Source organism: Rhodoferax sp. XS2R6, assembly GCF_056521365.1.
Map to the genome: position 1 here is coordinate 54,192 of NZ_JBWMAY010000002.1, position 15,260 is coordinate 69,451.

The window sequence follows — 15,260 nt, forward strand, 5'->3', positions numbered from 1 at the left end:
ATGCGCAGCGCCCCCCGTACACTGGGGCGCAACAGTTTCACCACTTTCTTTTCAAAAGCAGCAGCCCATGGCCTCGCCCCCCGCTGTGCCCAACGCCACTGCCCTGCAGATGGCCCGTTTGTACGAGCAGTCGCCGCTGTTGGTGGCGCTGTTTGATGCGACGGACACCATGCGCTACGCCAATGTGGCGTTCAGCAGCGCTTTTGGGGTGGAGCCCACGGCCACGCTGACCTGGACCGAGCTGATGCGTCGCAGCCACAGCTTGGGCGTGGGCGCTGCCATCCAGACCAAAGACCTCGAAGCCTGGCTCACATCCACCCGCTCGCGCCGGGGCAAGCTGCCGTTTCGCACCTTTGAGGCCGACCTGACCGATGGCCGCTGGATCTACATGACCGAGACGGTGGACGAGCAGGGCTGGATGTTGTGTGTGGCGTTTGATATTTCGTCCATGCGCGTGGGCGAGCGCACGCTGCGCCTGGCGCGCGACGGGGCACTGCGCGCCGCGCAGGTGGACGCGCTCACCGGCATCAGCAACCGCGCCCACGTGATGCAGCAGCTGGATAAGCGGCTGGACCAACTGCGCGAGCGCCAGCAGCCCTGCGGCCTGGTGATGCTGGACCTGGACCATTTCAAGCGGGTAAACGACACACACGGCCACCAGGCGGGCGACGGCGTTCTGACCCACTTTGCCCGGCTGGTAGAGGCCACGCTGCGCCGCGAAGACGGCTTTGGCCGCCTGGGGGGTGAGGAGTTCATGCTGTTACTGCCCAACATCAGCCACGCCGCGCTGGAGCAAACCGTGGGCCGGGTGCTAGAGAAAGTGCGCAGTGCGCGCCCGCTGCCCGAGGTGCCGGGCTTTGCCTACACCTGCTCGGCCGGGCTCACCATGCTGGACCCCAGCCAGGACGCGGCGCACAACATGCGCCGAGCCGACCATGCGCTGTACGCCGCCAAGGCCCAGGGCCGCGACCAGTTGGTGTGGGCCGAGGCCTGAGCCGCAGCGGGGGGCGGCTTATTTGGGCAGGTTGGCCACATCCAGCCACAGCGCCTTGCGCCCCAGCGGGGTGGCGGCGGGCAGCAGCGGGTTGGTCAGCGCAATGGCCACGCGGCCGCGCAGGTTGGCGCGTTTGATGACATCGCCAAAACGCTCGTAAAACAGGGTGTCAAAGCTGCCGTCGGCCATGGCTTTGTGCAGGCCGGCCTCTATGGCGCTGGCCAGCGCAGCGTCTTTTTTGTTCACAAAAAAGTAGATGGCTGCGGGGTAATGCAGCAGCACTTTGTCTTCCACCACCAGTTGTTGTTTGCTGGCTAGCGCGGTTTCGTCCCAGATCTCCAGAATGGAGCGCGGAAAGTAGTCAAACCGCCCGGCTTGCAGCATGGCAAACAGGCCTTCATAGGCCGTGCTGGTGGCCACCCGCAGGCCATTGCCTTGCAGGATGTCGGTGTCGGGCCAGTCGTGGCCCTGGCCGGCGGCAAAGGCGCGCAGGTCGTCCAGCCCTTTGACGCCAGAAATAATGCCCCGGTGCTGCTCGCGCACAAAAGCAATGCGGTAACCAAACAGGCCTTTGTCGATGGGCACGCGAATGGGCAGCAGCTGCTCTTCGCGGTCTTTGGAGGTCATGCTCCAGACCACATTGACGCCGGCGCCCGTGGCCAGCCGGGTCAGTGCGGCGCCCTGTGGCATGGGGCGGGGGTAAGAGCGAATGTCGTAGTGGGTGCCCGACTTCTTCAGCGCCAGTTCTAGCAGGCGCACGGGGTAGTCGAGCCGGCTGTCGGCCTCGGGGATCTCGCGGGAATACACAACGGAAATCTTCTCTGCCTGCACGGGCCAGGCGGCCAGTAGCAGCAGGCACACCAGGCTGGCGTGCAGTGTTTTGAGCCAAAGGGGCATGGTGCCCTTTCCTACATCTGCAATGACTCCCTGCGTTTTTTTATGGCCTGTGGTCAGGCATTGGGCGCATACACCGATAGTACTTGCGCGCTGCACATTTGCAAGCCGTATGTACAGCCCTAGGGGGCGGGTGCTTGGGCTTCGCGGACCGAGGGGTAGGCAAAGTCCAGGCTGCGGTAGCCGTCCATGCGCAGCGTGGTCTGCCAGCCGCCCCAGTTGGCCACGGTGTCGTAGTGGCGGCCGGTGCGTTTGCCTTGCACGTCGGTGTATTCGCTCAGCAGTTGCCAGTGGTTGGCGGGGCGGCCCTGGGCGTCAAACGGAGTGGTGTCGATATAGAGCTGGTTGACCACTTGCAGCGGTGTGGCCCGGTGGCTGTAGCTCAGCAGCTTGAGGCCGTACCAGGTGTTGTCGGCCAGCCGGGTGTCCAGCTGCGGGGCCAGCACTACGTAGTCGTACAGCGGGTGGGTCAGCTCCTTGGCAAATCGGGTGATGCCGCTTGCGCCACCAGGGGCGAAGGTCATCATGGTGCAAGAGGCGGCATCGCCGTCTTTTGCGCTGTGGTGGCCGCCGCGGATTTTGAGGGTGACTTGTGCATTCACCGGGGTGAGCGGCTCGTGCACCCGCACATACACCGTGAACTCCTGGTTGCGCACATCCTGCGGGCTGCCGAGGTAGCCCTGCTGCGTCTTCCAGTTGAACTGCTGTTTGCCGCCGCTGGCCCGCAGGTGCAGGCGCGCGGTAAAGCCCTTGCCTCCGCTGCTGTAGGTGAGTGGGGTGGCTTGCAAGTTCCAGTAGCGCAGGGGGCCTTCCTGGGCGGCGGTGGCGCTGGCCTTGTAGTCAAAGCCAAAGCGTGTGTCGGTGTTGGGGTCTTGTGTGCCCAGCGCCAACGCGCTGCCACCAGCTTGCGCGGGCAGCAACATCTGCACGCCTTGGGCGTCCAGCTCTGTGGCGGGGGCGGGGCCGCTCAGCGTCAGCAGGCACAGCAGGGCCAGGGTTGGCAGGGGTGTGGTGGTGCGCATGGGCTGCATCAGGCCTGGTGCCAGCCGGTGAGCTGCACCAGGCGCTCTAGCGCAAAGGCGCCCAGCACCGAGTTGCCTTTGGCGTCCAGCTCGGGGGCCCACACGGCAATAGTGCCCACGCCGGGCGCAATGGCCACAATGCCGCCACCCACGCCCGTTTTTACCGGCAGGCCAATGCGGTAGGCAAAGTCGCCCGCCGCGTCATAGGCGCCGCAGGTGAGCATGAGGGCGTTTACACGGCGTGCATCGTCGGCGGCCAGAAACTGCTCGTCGGGCTGGCCGTCGCGACCCAGGTCACGCCCGTTGTTGGCCAAAAACATGGTGGCCTGGGCCAGTTGCGCACAGCTCATTTCGGTGGCGCACTGGCGGCAGTAGTTGTCCAGCACCAGCTCGGGTTCGTTCACAAAGTTGCCGTAGCTTTTCATGAAGTAGGCCAGGGCCATGTTGCGGTGTGCGGTCTCACGTTCGGACCGGGCAATGCGCGCGTTCCAGCTCAGCTCTGGGTCGTCCGTCAGGCGGCGCAGGGCGCCCAAGAGTGCGTAGTCCAGGTGGGCGTAACGGGTGGTGAGGATGTCGGTGATGACCAGCGCGCCAGCGTTGATAAACGGGTTGCGTGGAATGCCTTTTTCGGTTTCCAGTTGCACCATGGAGTTAAACGCCGCGCCGGAGGGCTCGCGGCCCACGCGCTGCCACAGGTCGTCGCCCACCGTCTTGAGCGCCAGCACAAAGGTAAACAGCTTGGTGATGCTTTGCAACGAGAACGGCGTGTGTGCATCACCCACGCTGCAGGTGCTGCCGTCTACCAGCGCTACGGCCATGCCGAACTGGCGCGGCGCCACCTCGGCCAGCGCCGGAATGTAGCTGGCCACCTGGCCTTGGCCAAACAGGGCCTGGGCTTCGGTGTGGATCTGGTCCAGGATCGCGGGCAGGTGAGCTGCGTGGGCTGCGGGCATTGGGGTTTGCATGGGCGGATTCTAGGAGCCTGGCTGTGGTACATATGCGGCCAAACCACAGCAGGTATGCACCATGCACATCAAAGACTTTACGGACACCACCAATCTGGTGGTGGAGCTGCGTTTACAGGACCTGAAGGAGGCCGCCCGCGACGGCCTGGTCACCGAGGCCCAGGCCCAGAGCCTGTGGCAGCGCTGGAGCCACAGCGCCCCCGCGCACACCCAGCCGCCAGAGCGCACCGGCCCCACACCGGGGCCTGCGTTTGGCTTTGTGAACGTGCTGTATTACTTTGGCGGGCTGGTGGCCATTGGTGCCATGAGCCTCTTTATGACGCTGGGCTTCCAGTCGCTGGGGGCCGGCGCCTTGTTGGCGATTGCGCTGGGCTATATGGTGGCGTGCCTCAAGGTGGCAGACCATTTCAAGGCGCGTGGTCTGCATGTGCCTGCGGGCTTGTTGGCCACGCTGGCGGTGTTTATGGTGCCGCTGGCCGTGTGGAGCGCGCAGAGCTTGGCAGGGCTGTGGCCACCGGGTGGTTCTGATGTGTTTGCCAGCTACCACACGCGCATTGACTGGCGCTGGCTCACGCTCGAATTTGCCACGCTGGCCGCTGGCGTGGTGATGCTGTGGCGCTACCGCCTGCCTTTTATGGTGATGCCACTGGCCCTCACGCTCTGGTACATGAGCATGGATGTGGCCAACGCCCTGCTGAACGACCAAGGCTGGGAATGGGAGTTCATGCGCGATGTGTCGCTGGTGTTTGGCATCGGCACCGTGGCGGTGGCGCTGTGGGTGGATGTGCGCAGCCGCCTGTCGCAGACCGCCGAGTGGCGGCAGGACTTTGCGTTTTGGCTCTACATTTTTGGCACCACCATGTTCTGGTGTGGCCTGAGCCTGCATGACTCCGATTCGGAGCTGGGCAAGTTCATTTACGCGCTGATCAACCTGGCGCTGGTGTTGGTGGGCGCGGCCATTGGGCGGCGCGTGTTCACGGTGTTTGGTGCACTGGGCGTGGCGCTGTACCTGGGCCACCTGTCGCACGAGGTGTTCCGCGACAGCCTGTTGTTCCCGCTGGCGCTGACGCTGCTGGGCTTGGGTGTGGTGGCGCTGGGCGTGTGGTGGCAGCGGCACGAGGCAGCCATTGCGGCGCGGCTGGCGCGCTATGTGCCGCAGGGGCTGCAGCCGCGGGGCTGACGGGGAGCGAATAAACCGTTGTGCGGGGCAATGTGTGCCCTGGGTTCACTCAATTCGTAGCGACTTTCCATCCCCGCGAGGCCATACAGCCACCCAACAGGCTCCTGCGTTGCTCAGTGAGTTCCGTGCACATAACGTAGTCGCGGGCCAGTACCTGAGCGCCTCTATCGCCATACAAGTCTTGCCAGCCTAGTTCTGCCACTTGTGTAGGCAATTGGGCGCAGGCAGCTAAACCCAGCCAGGCACTGCAGGCTAGGGCAGGGAACATAAAACGGTGAGGTGTCACTTGGAACCTATCAAGAAAAAAGGGACTCTCTTGCGAGAGTCCCTATCAAGTTAACTCACTTACTGACAAAAATTCAATTTAGCGAATGACAGCCAGAGTTTCCAGCTTGCCAGCACGCACGGTCTTCAGAGTCAACGCGCCATTCTTGATGTCGCCCTTCTCGTCAAACATGATAGGACCGGTCACACCCTTGTAGTCCGTCTTGGCCAGCTCAGGCAGGTACTTGGCGGGGTCCGAAGAGTTGGCCTTGACCATGGCAGCCACCATCAGCTTGACGGAGTCGTACACGTAGGGTGCGTAGACCTGCACGTCGGCATTGAACTTGGCCTTGAACTTGGTCTTGAACTCTTCCATGCCAGCCTTGGCTTCACCTTCCACACCACCGGCTTCGGCACAGAACACTTGGTCGTCGGCAATCGCGTCACCGCCCAGCTTCACCAGCTCGGAAGAGCAGATGCCGTCGCCGCCCATGAACTTGGCCTTGATGCCCAAAGATTTCATTTGCTTCAACATGGGGCCAGCCACAGCGTCCATACCGCCGAAGAACACGACGTCAGGCTTCTTGCCCTTGATGGTGGTCAGGATGGAGTTGAAGTCGGTGGCTTTGTCGGTGGTGAATTCCTTGGCCACAACTTTGCCGCCAGCCGCTTCCACGGCCTTGGCAAACTCTTCTGCCACGCCTTGGCCGTACGCGGTACGGTCATCGATCACGGCAATGGACTTGCCCTTGAGGGTGCCCACTGCGTATTTGCCGAGAGTGCCACCCAGTTGGGTGTCGTCAGCCACCACGCGGAAGGTGGTCTTAAAACCTTGGCGGGTGTACTTGGGGTTGGTGGCGGAAGGAGAGACTTGAGGAATGCCCGCGTCGCTGTAAATCTTGGAGGCGGGGATGGTGGTACCGGAGTTCAGGTGACCGATCACGCCAGCGACTTTGGAGTCCACCAGCTTTTGCGCCACGGCAGTGCCTTGCTTGGGGTCGGCAGCGTCGTCTTCGGCAATCAGTTCCAGGGTCACTTTTTTGCCGTCGATCATCACGCCAGCGGCGTTGAGTTCTTCGATGGCCAGACGGGCACCGTTTTCGTTGTCTTTGCCCAGGTGGGCGATGGCGCCACTGGTGGGGCCGACGTGGCCGATCTTGACCACTGCACCGGCGTCAGCCGCGGGGGCTGCTGCGGGCGCAGCCGCTGGGGCTGCAGGAGCCGCTTCTTCTTTTTTACCGCAAGCAACCAACAAGGCCGCCGCAGCCAATACCGTCAAAGTACTTTTCACTTTGAATTGCATAAAAACTCCAAAAAAATGAACAACAAAGAAAAAACAGCGTGAATTTATTTCCACAACGCGGACGTTAGCGCAAGTCGCAGGTACTGGACATGTGGCTTGTACTTAGGACCTTGTTGTATTCAAAGATCTAATGATGCATGAATTTCATTACTCCCAAAAGCGGGATTGGTAGGTAAAAACCCGTATTCATTTGGTGCCTCCGCCACTGCCGTGCACTGCACTAGTGCATGCTCATGCGAGCAGGGTTTTTGCAAAGGCGTTGATGGATTCCACATCGGGTGTTAGCGCGGTGTAGTGCAGGCCTTCGCGGACCAGCATGGCGCGCAAGCCGCGGTCCACATCGCGGGCCTGGTCTTCGTCCTGAAACCGGCCGGTGTGCACATACTTCTTGTCGCCACGCTCAACGAACACATTGATGTTGTCGTGCTGCCGGTACCACTCCAGAATTTGCGCGCGCGTCTTGGCCACGTCGCAGATGTTCTCGGGGTAGTTTTCGTTGTAGTACAGCACCTGGGGCAGCGAGCACTCGGTGATGAGGAACTGCACCTGCCCGTCCAGCAGATTGAGCATCTCGTACTGGCGCTGGGCAATGAAGTACTGGTTTTTGAGCACTTCAAAGTTTTGCTGCCACACCAGCGACTTGGCGAAGTCGGGGATGGTCTCTACCGTCTTGGTGTGCAGGTGCAAGTACAGGATGATGGCCGAGGAGATGAGCGATTTGTCACACCCCGGCCCACCGATGACGTTGATGACCTTGGTGGGGTACAGGCGCATCTTGGTTTCATGCAAGGTGTTGGGCACTGTGGTGTAACGCAAGGTCATGGGGTGTCTCCCGTTGGCTGGGGCTTACCAGTTGTCTGAGCGCATCTGCGATTCCCACAGACCGCCGTTGGCACTGTACACCCCAATCACGCCGTAGCGCTGCTCGCCCTGCGCATCCCACTTCATGGAGCCTGTCACGGGGGCGTAGCCGTCAATCTTTTTCAGAGTCGCGGTGATGTCCTTGGGCTTGGCGGACTCGGCGCGGCGGATGGCCGCGGCCAGCACGTGCATGGCGTCGTAGGTGTAGTGGCCTGCGTAAGCGGGGTCGATCTTGTACTTGGCGCGGTACTTGTCGAGGAAGGCGCCACCGGCGGTGAACTCGCGCGCCTCCAGGATGGGGGAGGTGGCAAACAGGCCGCTGGCCACGCCTGCGCCTTTGAGCATCAGCGTGGTCTTGATGGTGTCGCCGCCCAGCACCTTGATGTTGGTGTAGCTGATGGCCTTGAGCGCATCGAGCAGCGCCACGATCTGGAAGTCGTTGAGGGTGGAAACCACTACTTCCACGCCGGTTTCCTTGATCTTGGCGGCCACTTCTTCAAACTTGGTGGTCTTGTCGTCAAACGACTGTTGCAGCACCACTTCTTTCTTGGCGGCTTTGAGCTGGGCACCGGCGCCGGCGGCCAGGTCTTTGCCGTAGGGGGTGCCATCGTCCAGCAGGGCGAACTTGGTGCCCGAGAACTGGGAGGCCGAGTAACTGCCAATGGCCTTGGCCTGCAGGGTGTCGTTGGCCACCAGGCGGAAGGTGGTGTCCAGGCCCAGTTGGGTGTACTTGGGGTTGGTAGAGATGGCCAGCTGGGCGATGCCCTTCTCGGCGTAAATGGGGGCGGCGGCAATGCTGACGCCCGAGTTCAGGTGGCCAATGACGGCCACTACGCCGGCGTCCACCAACTGCTGGGCCACTTCTTTGCCGGTGTCGGCGTTGGCGCGGTCGTCCACGGCCACCACCTCAAAGGTCACGGTCTTGCCTTTGACCTTGTAACCTTCCTTGTTGAGTTCTTCTACGGCCAGGTTCACACCGTTGAGCAAGTCCTGCCCGAGGGCCGAAAGGTTGCCTGTGAGTGGCTGGGCCACGCCAATCTTGATGACAGAGGGGACAGAATCGCAACCCTGGAGCAGGGCGCTGGAGAGAACGGCAGACAGGGCCAGCAGGCGCACAGCGCTGCGGCGCGAGAGATTCAGTTGCATCGTGGGGTTCCTAGTAGGAGAAGGGGGACATTGTAGGGAGCCGCCCTGTTCACGCAACCACCGTGCCACGCTTCCCCGCCTGTGGTTAACCCCTAGAGCCGCGGTGCGGGTCGTGGCGCAATTTAGCCGCACTGGGCCTGAAATTCCTTCAACGCGGCGGCTTGGATCTTCTTGATGCTGCCATCGCCCTCCATCTTGCGCAGCACCGCGGTGATGCGTGGCACCAGTGCCGCATGTTTGTTGTGCACAAAGTGGTAACCCGCCAGCACCTCCAGCGAGGGTTGCAGCAAGACCACCTTGTTCAGCCCCAGTTGCCGGACCAGGCAGCCGTTGAAACGCGACTCCACCGCCACATCGGTGCGGCCCAGTTCCAGTTTGCGAAACAGCGCCTCCAGGTTGGGCGCGGGGTCGGTGCGCATGCCCTGCAGGCGGTGCTCGAAATAGCGGATACCGGCGATATGGCCAACCAGAAACGGTTGCAGCGAGGCAAAACCGTTGGGCACAAGATCCCGTCGCGTGGCCCAGACCGCGGTTTCTTCGTAAGAGATGGGCACATCAATCCGTAACAGGTTGGGCGCCAGCTCCAACGTCACGGTCATGCCCAGGCCATCGACTTCTCCCGCCTCGGCTTGGGCATAGCCCCGCCGTATAGGCAGGGGCATAAACGCCACGTCGATCCGCAGCTCTTTGTAGGCGGCGCTGAGCACGCGCTGGGCCATCGTTTTGCTGAAGCGATCGTCAGTGGTGACTGCAAAAACCAGGGTGTTGCCCTGAGCCTGGGCTGGGGGTGTGGCAAGGCTGGTCAGCGCGGCCAGCACAACCAACCACATCCGTGCACTACCGAGCAGTGCCATGGGTCTCCTCCTTGTGATGTCGGCGCCTACATCGCCTTGAAGCGATGGGCATACAGCCGACTGACCGGGAGTCTTTCACTTCTGTGGTGCAAGGTCAAGCTCAGGCGCCCGGCCTCGTCGCGGCTCACACTGCGGATGGCCTGCACCCGCACCACGGTGCCGCGGTGGGTTTGCCAGAACAGTTGGGAGTCCAACTGGGGCAGCAGCTCCTTGAGCGGGGTGCGCAGCAGGTACTCCTGCGTGGCGGTGAGCACGCGCAAGTACTTGTCGGCCGCTTCCAGGTACAGCACTTCGCCCACCGGGATGATGTGGATGCTGTTGCCGATGCTGGCTTGCAGCACCTGCAGGGGCGCGCCGGCCAGCGTGCTTGCGGTGGGCGCCAGCAAACTGCGCAACTGGGCCAGCGTGGCTTCCAGTGCCGCATCATTTGCTCCTGTTTTAGGAGCTGCTTGCGCAGCATTGGCGAGGGCTAGCTGCAGTTTTGATACTGTTTTTTGCAGGCGGGCGCTTTGCACCGGTTTGAGCAGGTAGTCCACCGCCTGGGCCTCAAATGCCTGCACGGCGTACTGGTCGTAGGCGGTGACAAACACCAGTGCGGGGAAGGGTTTGGCCTGGGGGTCATCGGTGGGCCAGGCGTCGGCCAGCTCGGCCGCGGCCTCCAGTCCGCTTTGGCCCGGCATGCGGATGTCAAAAAACAGCACGTCGGGCTGCAGCGCCAGCGCGGCCTCCACGGCCGAGGTCCCGTCGCCCACGGTGCGCAGCACCTGTAGCGCGGGCCAGGCCTGGGCCAGCTCGGCCTGCAGGGCCTGCGCCAGCAGCGGTTCGTCTTCGGCAATCAGGGCGGTAGGGTGGCTCATGATTTCAAGGGAAAAGTGATGTTAACCCTCGTCCCCTCTGCGCTGGCAGCTCCTATTTTGATAGTGCCCAGGGCGCCAAAGGTGGTGCTAAGCCGTTCGCGCACCTGCTGCAGGCCAAAGCCGGGGCGGTGGGTGTCGGCGGGGGGCAAGCCCAGTCCGGTGTCTTCCACCTCCAGGCACAGCAGCTCGCCCTGGCGGCTGGCGCTCACGCGAATGCTGCCGCCCTCCACCTTGGGCTCCAGCCCGTGCTGGATGCTGTTTTCCACCAGCGGCTGCAGCAGCAGCGGCGGCACGGCTTGCTGGCGCAGGGCCTCGGGCAAGTCCAGCGTGTAGCGCAGGCGTGGCCCCATGCGGATGGCCATGAGCTCCAGGTAGTCCTGCAGGCGGGCAAATTCGTCTTCCAGCGTGTGGGGGCGGTTCGGGTCGGTGCGGGAGGCACTGAGGGTGGCGCGCAGGTAGGCAATCATGTGGTCCAGCATGGTCTGGGCGCGCGGCGGGTCCAGGGTGATGAGTGCCCGCAGGTTGGCCAGGGTGTTGAACAGCATGTGCGGCTCCAGCTGGGTCTCCAGCAGGCGCAACTGGGCTTCGCTGGCCTGGCGGCGTGCGGCCTCCGCTTTTTCGCGTTCAACTGCCAATACTTCGCGGCTGACAAATTCGTGGGTCAGTACGGCACCCGCCACCAGGCTCAGAAACAACATGCCCCAAGCCTTGTGGGGCGAGACCACCCAGTACTGAAACGCACTGCCGCCCAGCAGCCAGTCGGCCACAAAGTTGCCGAAGAAAAAGCCCAGCACTACCCCCACGGGAACAATGCCCACCAGGCGGCGCATCTGGGTGCGCCAGTCTTGGATAAAGAGAAAGCGGCCCGCATCAATGGCGGCGCCGATGCTCAGACCGATGCAATGGGAGTAGGCCAGGTTGCTCCAAAACCCGTGGTCGCCAAACAGGGTGATGCCAATGGCAATCACGGTATTGATCGTGAGGGTCTTCCACAGGCCGTAGCCTAGTGTGGTGTAGTGGCGGCGGGTCATGCCGGCAAGTATGCCGCCAGCCACTGGCCCCAGACCCACTGGCCCAGGTAACGGCCCGGCAGCAGTGTGAAGGCACCGGCACCTACACAGGCACCGAAGTAAAGCTGTTGCATGGTCTTGCGGTGGCCCGCGATGTTTTTGCGCGCCAAAAACCAGAACGCACCGCACAGCGAAAACAGCGTGAAAGGCACCAGCAGGTGGATCGGCGTGTAGCCCGCGATATTGGGCAACTGAAAGTCGCGGATGAAAAGCGCGGACAGCGCGGTGACCACCATCAGCACCACCCAGGTGTAGCCGGCCAGGCGGTGCAGGCGCGGGCGCTGGGTGGCGCCCTTGCGCGCCCACAACGCGACCGGGCCAATGGCCAGCGCAGCCAGCGCGGCGCCCATGTGCAGGGCAATGACGGGGGTGAGTTGCATGGGGGTGTTCCGACCGGGTTCAGGGACGTGCGGTGCGGCGCAGGCGGCGGATCAGCCACTCGGCCAGCAGCAGGTTGGGCACCCAGCACAACCAGGCAATGGCGCGGTAGGCATCTTCAAACGGCAGGCCGGCGATCTGGGTGAGGGGCACGTAAATCCGCAGGGTGACGGCGGCCAGCGTGATGGCGTAGCTGCGCATCATCCACTCGCGGTGGGGGGTGTGTTCACCACGGCGCATGGCCACAAAACCCAGGCCCGTACTGCACAGCCACAACACCGCCATCAGACCAAAACCCCAGTGGGTGATGGGGCCCCCAAAGGAGCCAAACGCCAGCGCCAGGCCACTGCTGCCGGCCAGCAGCACGGCCAGCACATACAGACGGCCCAACCAGCGGTGCAGCACCAGGTAGCGGGTGCGAATGGACCGGTTGACCTGCAAGGCCCCGGCTACCAAGGCCAAGGGGCTGGTCACCATGTGCACCAGTGCGCCCACGGGGTGGCGGGCGAACAGGGCGGCCGCAAAGTCCGGCCGCGGAGTGCCCAGCAGCAGCCACAGCGTGTAGCCCGACACCCCCAGCGCCAGCAGCATCAGGGTGGACCAGCCGGTCCACTGCGCGGCGCCGTAAGGGCGGGGGAGGAGCATGGTGTCAGAACGCATAGGTCAGGGCCAGCACGGCCGCATTGGCATTGCTGCTGCGGGCGATGGGGCTGTTTTTGGCACCGTCGCCCAGCGTGCTGCCCGAGACGACCGCCGTGACGAAGGTGCGTGGGTTGATGGCGTAGGTGAGGGACAGTCCCAAGCTGGTTTCACGCAGGCCGGCGTCGGGGGTGTAGAGCGCGTAGCCGCTGCGGGCGGCTTGCTGCGCGTCCACCCCAAAGTAACTTTGCATGTACTGGCGGTCCACCAGCGTGGCGCCCAGCTTGGCACCCAGGCGCCATTGGGGCGCCAGCGCCACCGAGTAAGCCACGCCCAGGTCCACCACCGTGCCATTGCTGCTCTGGCCCGAACCCCAACGCACCGAGCCGGTGAAGGCCAGGCCGTCGGCAGTGGCATAGGTCACAAAACCACCCAGCTCGGGCTTGGCGTCCACATCCCCCATGCCGCGTAGCGCAGTGCTGTCGCCGCTCTGGCGGCCCATGTCGGCCGTCAGGCGCAGGCCGTAATGCAGCGCCGGGTTTTTGGAAAAGTTGTAACCCACTCCGTTGTCCAGGCCGGCAAACCAGCCGTTGGCCCACTGGTAGCTGACGTTGGGGAACACCTGGGTTTTGCGCTGATCACCGCCCAGGTACTCGGGGGTGGACACGACGACCAGGCCCAGGCTGCCACCGTCGGCGCCGGGCGGGGCGTTGCGCAGTTGCACCGCATCAAAGGACTGGGCTATGGCCAGCGGGGTGGTGCCCAGCAGGGCGGTGGAGAGGGCGAGGCAGGGGAAGCGTGTTTTCATGGGAGGAGCTCCTTAAGCCGTGGCACGGGGGATATGGCCGCCATGGTGCCACTGGGCGTCGGTCTGTGCAGCCAGTTTCCACAGCCGCAGGCTGCGGCCCAGCAGCACGCCGCTGCACAGGCCATACAGCGCGGCAATGCTGCTGGCGGCAAGCGTGGTCTGCAGCAGTGCCGGTGCCAGGGCTTGGGTGGCACCGACGGCGTATTTGGTCAAGAAAATACCCATCATCAGCGCCAGCGGCACGGCGCTGCCCGGCACGGTGAACCGTTGGTGGGCCAGGTCGTAGTGGGCACCGGCAGGCAGGCGCTGGCGCAGCACCAGGGTGGCCGCACCCAGCGCCACCAGGGCCCACAACAGCAGGGCCGCACCGGGTGCGCCGGCTATGGCCAGCGTGCCATAGATCGACAGGCCCACCAGCACCAGCGGCAGCACGGTCACCCGCATCCAGCCCATCTGCTGGGTCCGGGTTTGGCGCAGGCCCAGCACCAGCAAGCCCAGCAGCAGCGGCCAGACCCAGATGGGGGTGTTCGAGAGAAAAAGAGAGATCACAGCACGACTCCTTGGAAGTTCAACACGCGCAACAAACGATGGGCGGACTGTGCCGGCCGGACGCCGCCCATGCGAGCGGCTTGCGACGAAATGCCGCTTGGGCAGCGCCAAATGCAGGAAAACGGGGCCTTTGTGCCGCTGCCATCGTGCTGCCACCGTGGCTTTCTAGAATCGGGGGATGAACAGAACATTGATAGGTGGCGCTGCGGTGCTGGTCGCGGCGCTGGGTGGTGCGGCGTGGTGGGGCTTGTATGCCAGCGCGGGCAGCCAGGTGGAATACCGCAGTGCGGCCATTAGCCGCGGCAACTTGCAGGCCACAGTGGCCGCCAGCGGTGCGGTGAGCCCGGTGGCGCAGGTGAGTGTGGGCACCCAGGTGAGCGGGCAGATCCGCGAGGTGCTGGTGGACTTCAACAGCGAGGTGAGGGCCGGCCAGCTGATTGCCCAGATTGACCCCGAGACCTTTGAATACCGCGTGCGCTCGGCCCAGGCCGATGTAGACGCTGCCCGCGCAGCGGTGCTGACGGCGCAGGCCAATGTGGTGGCGGTGCAAACCCAGGTGTCACGCGCGCAGGTGGACCTGAACGAGGCCCAGCGCGACTTCGAGCGCAAACAAAGCCTGGTGGAAAAACAGTTCATCACCCAGAGCGAGGCCGACAAGGCGCGCGCGCTGGTGAACACCAGCACCGAGGCGATGAAGGCGGTGCAAGCCCAGGTGGGGGTGGCCCAGGCGCAGGTAAAAACCGCGCAGGCCAATGTGGCGCAGCGCGAGGCTGCGCTGGCCCAGGCCCGCATTGACCTGGCGCGTACACGCATCACTTCGCCGGTGAACGGCATTGTCATCAAACGCACCATTGAGCGTGGCCAGACCGTGGCCAGCAGCCTGCAGTCGCCTGAGTTGTTTGTGATTGCGCAAAACCTGTCGGACATGCAGGTGGAGGCGGCGATTGACGAGAGTGATGTGGGCCGCCTGCAGCCGGGGCAGAAGGCCAGCTTTAACGTGGACGCGTTTCCGGGCCAGACCTTTGAGGGCGAGATTCGCCAGGTGCGCAAGGCCGCCACCAATGTGGCCAATGTGGTGACCTATGTGGCCATCGTGCGGTTTGCCAATGTGCAGGGCAAGCTGCTGCCGGGCATGACGGCCAATGTGCGCGTGGTGACCGAGCAACGTGAGAATGTGCTCAAGGTGCCCAACGCGGCGTTGCGCCTGCGTATTGAGGGGGTGGAGCCGGCGGCACCCACCGAAGCCCGCGGGGCCAGCCGTGGCCGGGTGTATGTGCTGGGTGCCGATGGCAAGCCGCAGGCGTTTGCCGTGCGCGCCGGTGTGTCGGATGGGAGCAGCACCGAGCTGATATTGCCACCCGACTCACCGGCCGCCACGGCGCTGCGCGAGGGGGTGGAGGTGTTGGTGGGCACCAAGCCGCAAGGCAGCGCCACGGCGCCACGCAGCAATGGCCCGCGGCCACCGTTTTAAGGCGC

The 15,260-nt window shown here is 63.8% G+C and carries 16 protein-coding genes; 3 read left to right on the top strand and 13 right to left on the bottom strand.

Annotated elements, in window-relative coordinates; translation table 11 throughout:
• Nucleotides 1-67: 67 nt before the first annotated feature.
• Nucleotides 68-994 (top strand): diguanylate cyclase domain-containing protein, encoded by a 927-nt coding sequence (locus AC097A_RS06810; RefSeq protein WP_479620257.1) that lies wholly within the window; start codon nucleotides 68-70, stop codon nucleotides 992-994.
• A gap of 18 nt (nucleotides 995-1,012) precedes the next feature.
• Here AC097A_RS06810 and AC097A_RS06815 read toward each other — a convergent pair whose 3' ends face one another.
• The 3 genes from AC097A_RS06815 to AC097A_RS06825 form a co-directional block, all read right to left on the bottom strand.
• Complete coding sequence (locus AC097A_RS06815; protein WP_479620258.1) at nucleotides 1,013-1,891, bottom strand: hypothetical protein; 879 nt, start codon at nucleotides 1,889-1,891, stop codon at nucleotides 1,013-1,015.
• Between the two features lie 119 nt (nucleotides 1,892-2,010).
• Nucleotides 2,011-2,910, bottom strand: a complete 900-nt coding sequence (locus AC097A_RS06820; protein ID WP_479620259.1) for a hypothetical protein — start codon at nucleotides 2,908-2,910, stop codon at nucleotides 2,011-2,013.
• Nucleotides 2,911-2,918: 8 nt separating this feature from the next.
• Complete coding sequence (locus AC097A_RS06825; RefSeq protein ID WP_479620260.1) at nucleotides 2,919-3,875, bottom strand: glutaminase; 957 nt, start codon at nucleotides 3,873-3,875, stop codon at nucleotides 2,919-2,921.
• 61 nt (nucleotides 3,876-3,936) lie between these two features.
• On the opposite strand from AC097A_RS06825, the gene AC097A_RS06830 reads away from it, so the two are divergent.
• Complete coding sequence (locus AC097A_RS06830) at nucleotides 3,937-5,055, top strand: DUF2157 domain-containing protein (protein ID WP_479620261.1); 1,119 nt, start codon at nucleotides 3,937-3,939, stop codon at nucleotides 5,053-5,055.
• A gap of 364 nt (nucleotides 5,056-5,419) precedes the next feature.
• Here AC097A_RS06830 and AC097A_RS06835 read toward each other — a convergent pair whose 3' ends face one another.
• The 10 genes from AC097A_RS06835 to AC097A_RS06880 all read right to left on the bottom strand — a co-directional run bounded on the left by AC097A_RS06835 (nucleotide 5,420) and on the right by AC097A_RS06880 (nucleotide 13,784).
• Nucleotides 5,420-6,622: a branched-chain amino acid ABC transporter substrate-binding protein gene (locus AC097A_RS06835; protein WP_105262823.1), complete on the bottom strand. Its 1,203-nt coding sequence runs from the start codon at nucleotides 6,620-6,622 to the stop codon at nucleotides 5,420-5,422.
• A gap of 231 nt (nucleotides 6,623-6,853) precedes the next feature.
• Nucleotides 6,854-7,444 carry a hypothetical protein gene (locus AC097A_RS06840; protein ID WP_105262348.1) on the bottom strand — a complete coding sequence of 197 codons (591 nt, stop codon included), beginning with the start codon at nucleotides 7,442-7,444 and terminating at the stop codon, nucleotides 6,854-6,856.
• 24 nt (nucleotides 7,445-7,468) lie between these two features.
• Entirely contained in the window at nucleotides 7,469-8,629 is a 1,161-nt protein-coding gene (locus AC097A_RS06845) for an ABC transporter substrate-binding protein (RefSeq protein ID WP_315479848.1), read from the bottom strand.
• Between the two features lie 122 nt (nucleotides 8,630-8,751).
• Nucleotides 8,752-9,483: a substrate-binding periplasmic protein gene (locus AC097A_RS06850; protein WP_479620262.1), complete on the bottom strand. Its 732-nt coding sequence runs from the start codon at nucleotides 9,481-9,483 to the stop codon at nucleotides 8,752-8,754.
• Nucleotides 9,484-9,509: 26 nt separating this feature from the next.
• On the bottom strand, nucleotides 9,510-10,340 hold the full coding sequence (locus tag AC097A_RS06855; RefSeq protein WP_479620263.1) for a LytR/AlgR family response regulator transcription factor: 831 nt from the start codon (nucleotides 10,338-10,340) through the stop codon (nucleotides 9,510-9,512).
• Complete coding sequence (locus tag AC097A_RS06860) at nucleotides 10,337-11,371, bottom strand: sensor histidine kinase (RefSeq protein ID WP_479620264.1); 1,035 nt, start codon at nucleotides 11,369-11,371, stop codon at nucleotides 10,337-10,339. The genes AC097A_RS06855 and AC097A_RS06860 overlap by 4 nt, the downstream gene beginning before the upstream one ends.
• On the bottom strand, nucleotides 11,368-11,790 hold the full coding sequence (locus AC097A_RS06865) for a DUF2306 domain-containing protein (RefSeq protein WP_479620265.1): 423 nt from the start codon (nucleotides 11,788-11,790) through the stop codon (nucleotides 11,368-11,370). The genes AC097A_RS06860 and AC097A_RS06865 overlap by 4 nt, the downstream gene beginning before the upstream one ends.
• Nucleotides 11,791-11,809: 19 nt before the next feature.
• Nucleotides 11,810-12,433, bottom strand: coding sequence for a DUF2306 domain-containing protein (locus AC097A_RS06870; RefSeq protein ID WP_479620266.1), 624 nt, complete (start codon nucleotides 12,431-12,433; stop codon nucleotides 11,810-11,812).
• A gap of 4 nt (nucleotides 12,434-12,437) precedes the next feature.
• Nucleotides 12,438-13,235, bottom strand: coding sequence for a MipA/OmpV family protein (locus tag AC097A_RS06875; RefSeq protein ID WP_479620267.1), 798 nt, complete (start codon nucleotides 13,233-13,235; stop codon nucleotides 12,438-12,440).
• Between the two features lie 12 nt (nucleotides 13,236-13,247).
• Nucleotides 13,248-13,784 carry a DUF6622 family protein gene (locus AC097A_RS06880; protein ID WP_479620268.1) on the bottom strand — a complete coding sequence of 179 codons (537 nt, stop codon included), beginning with the start codon at nucleotides 13,782-13,784 and terminating at the stop codon, nucleotides 13,248-13,250.
• Between the two features lie 178 nt (nucleotides 13,785-13,962).
• On the opposite strand from AC097A_RS06880, the gene AC097A_RS06885 reads away from it, so the two are divergent.
• On the top strand, nucleotides 13,963-15,255 hold the full coding sequence (locus tag AC097A_RS06885; protein ID WP_479620269.1) for an efflux RND transporter periplasmic adaptor subunit: 1,293 nt from the start codon (nucleotides 13,963-13,965) through the stop codon (nucleotides 15,253-15,255).
• Nucleotides 15,256-15,260 lie beyond the last annotated feature (5 nt).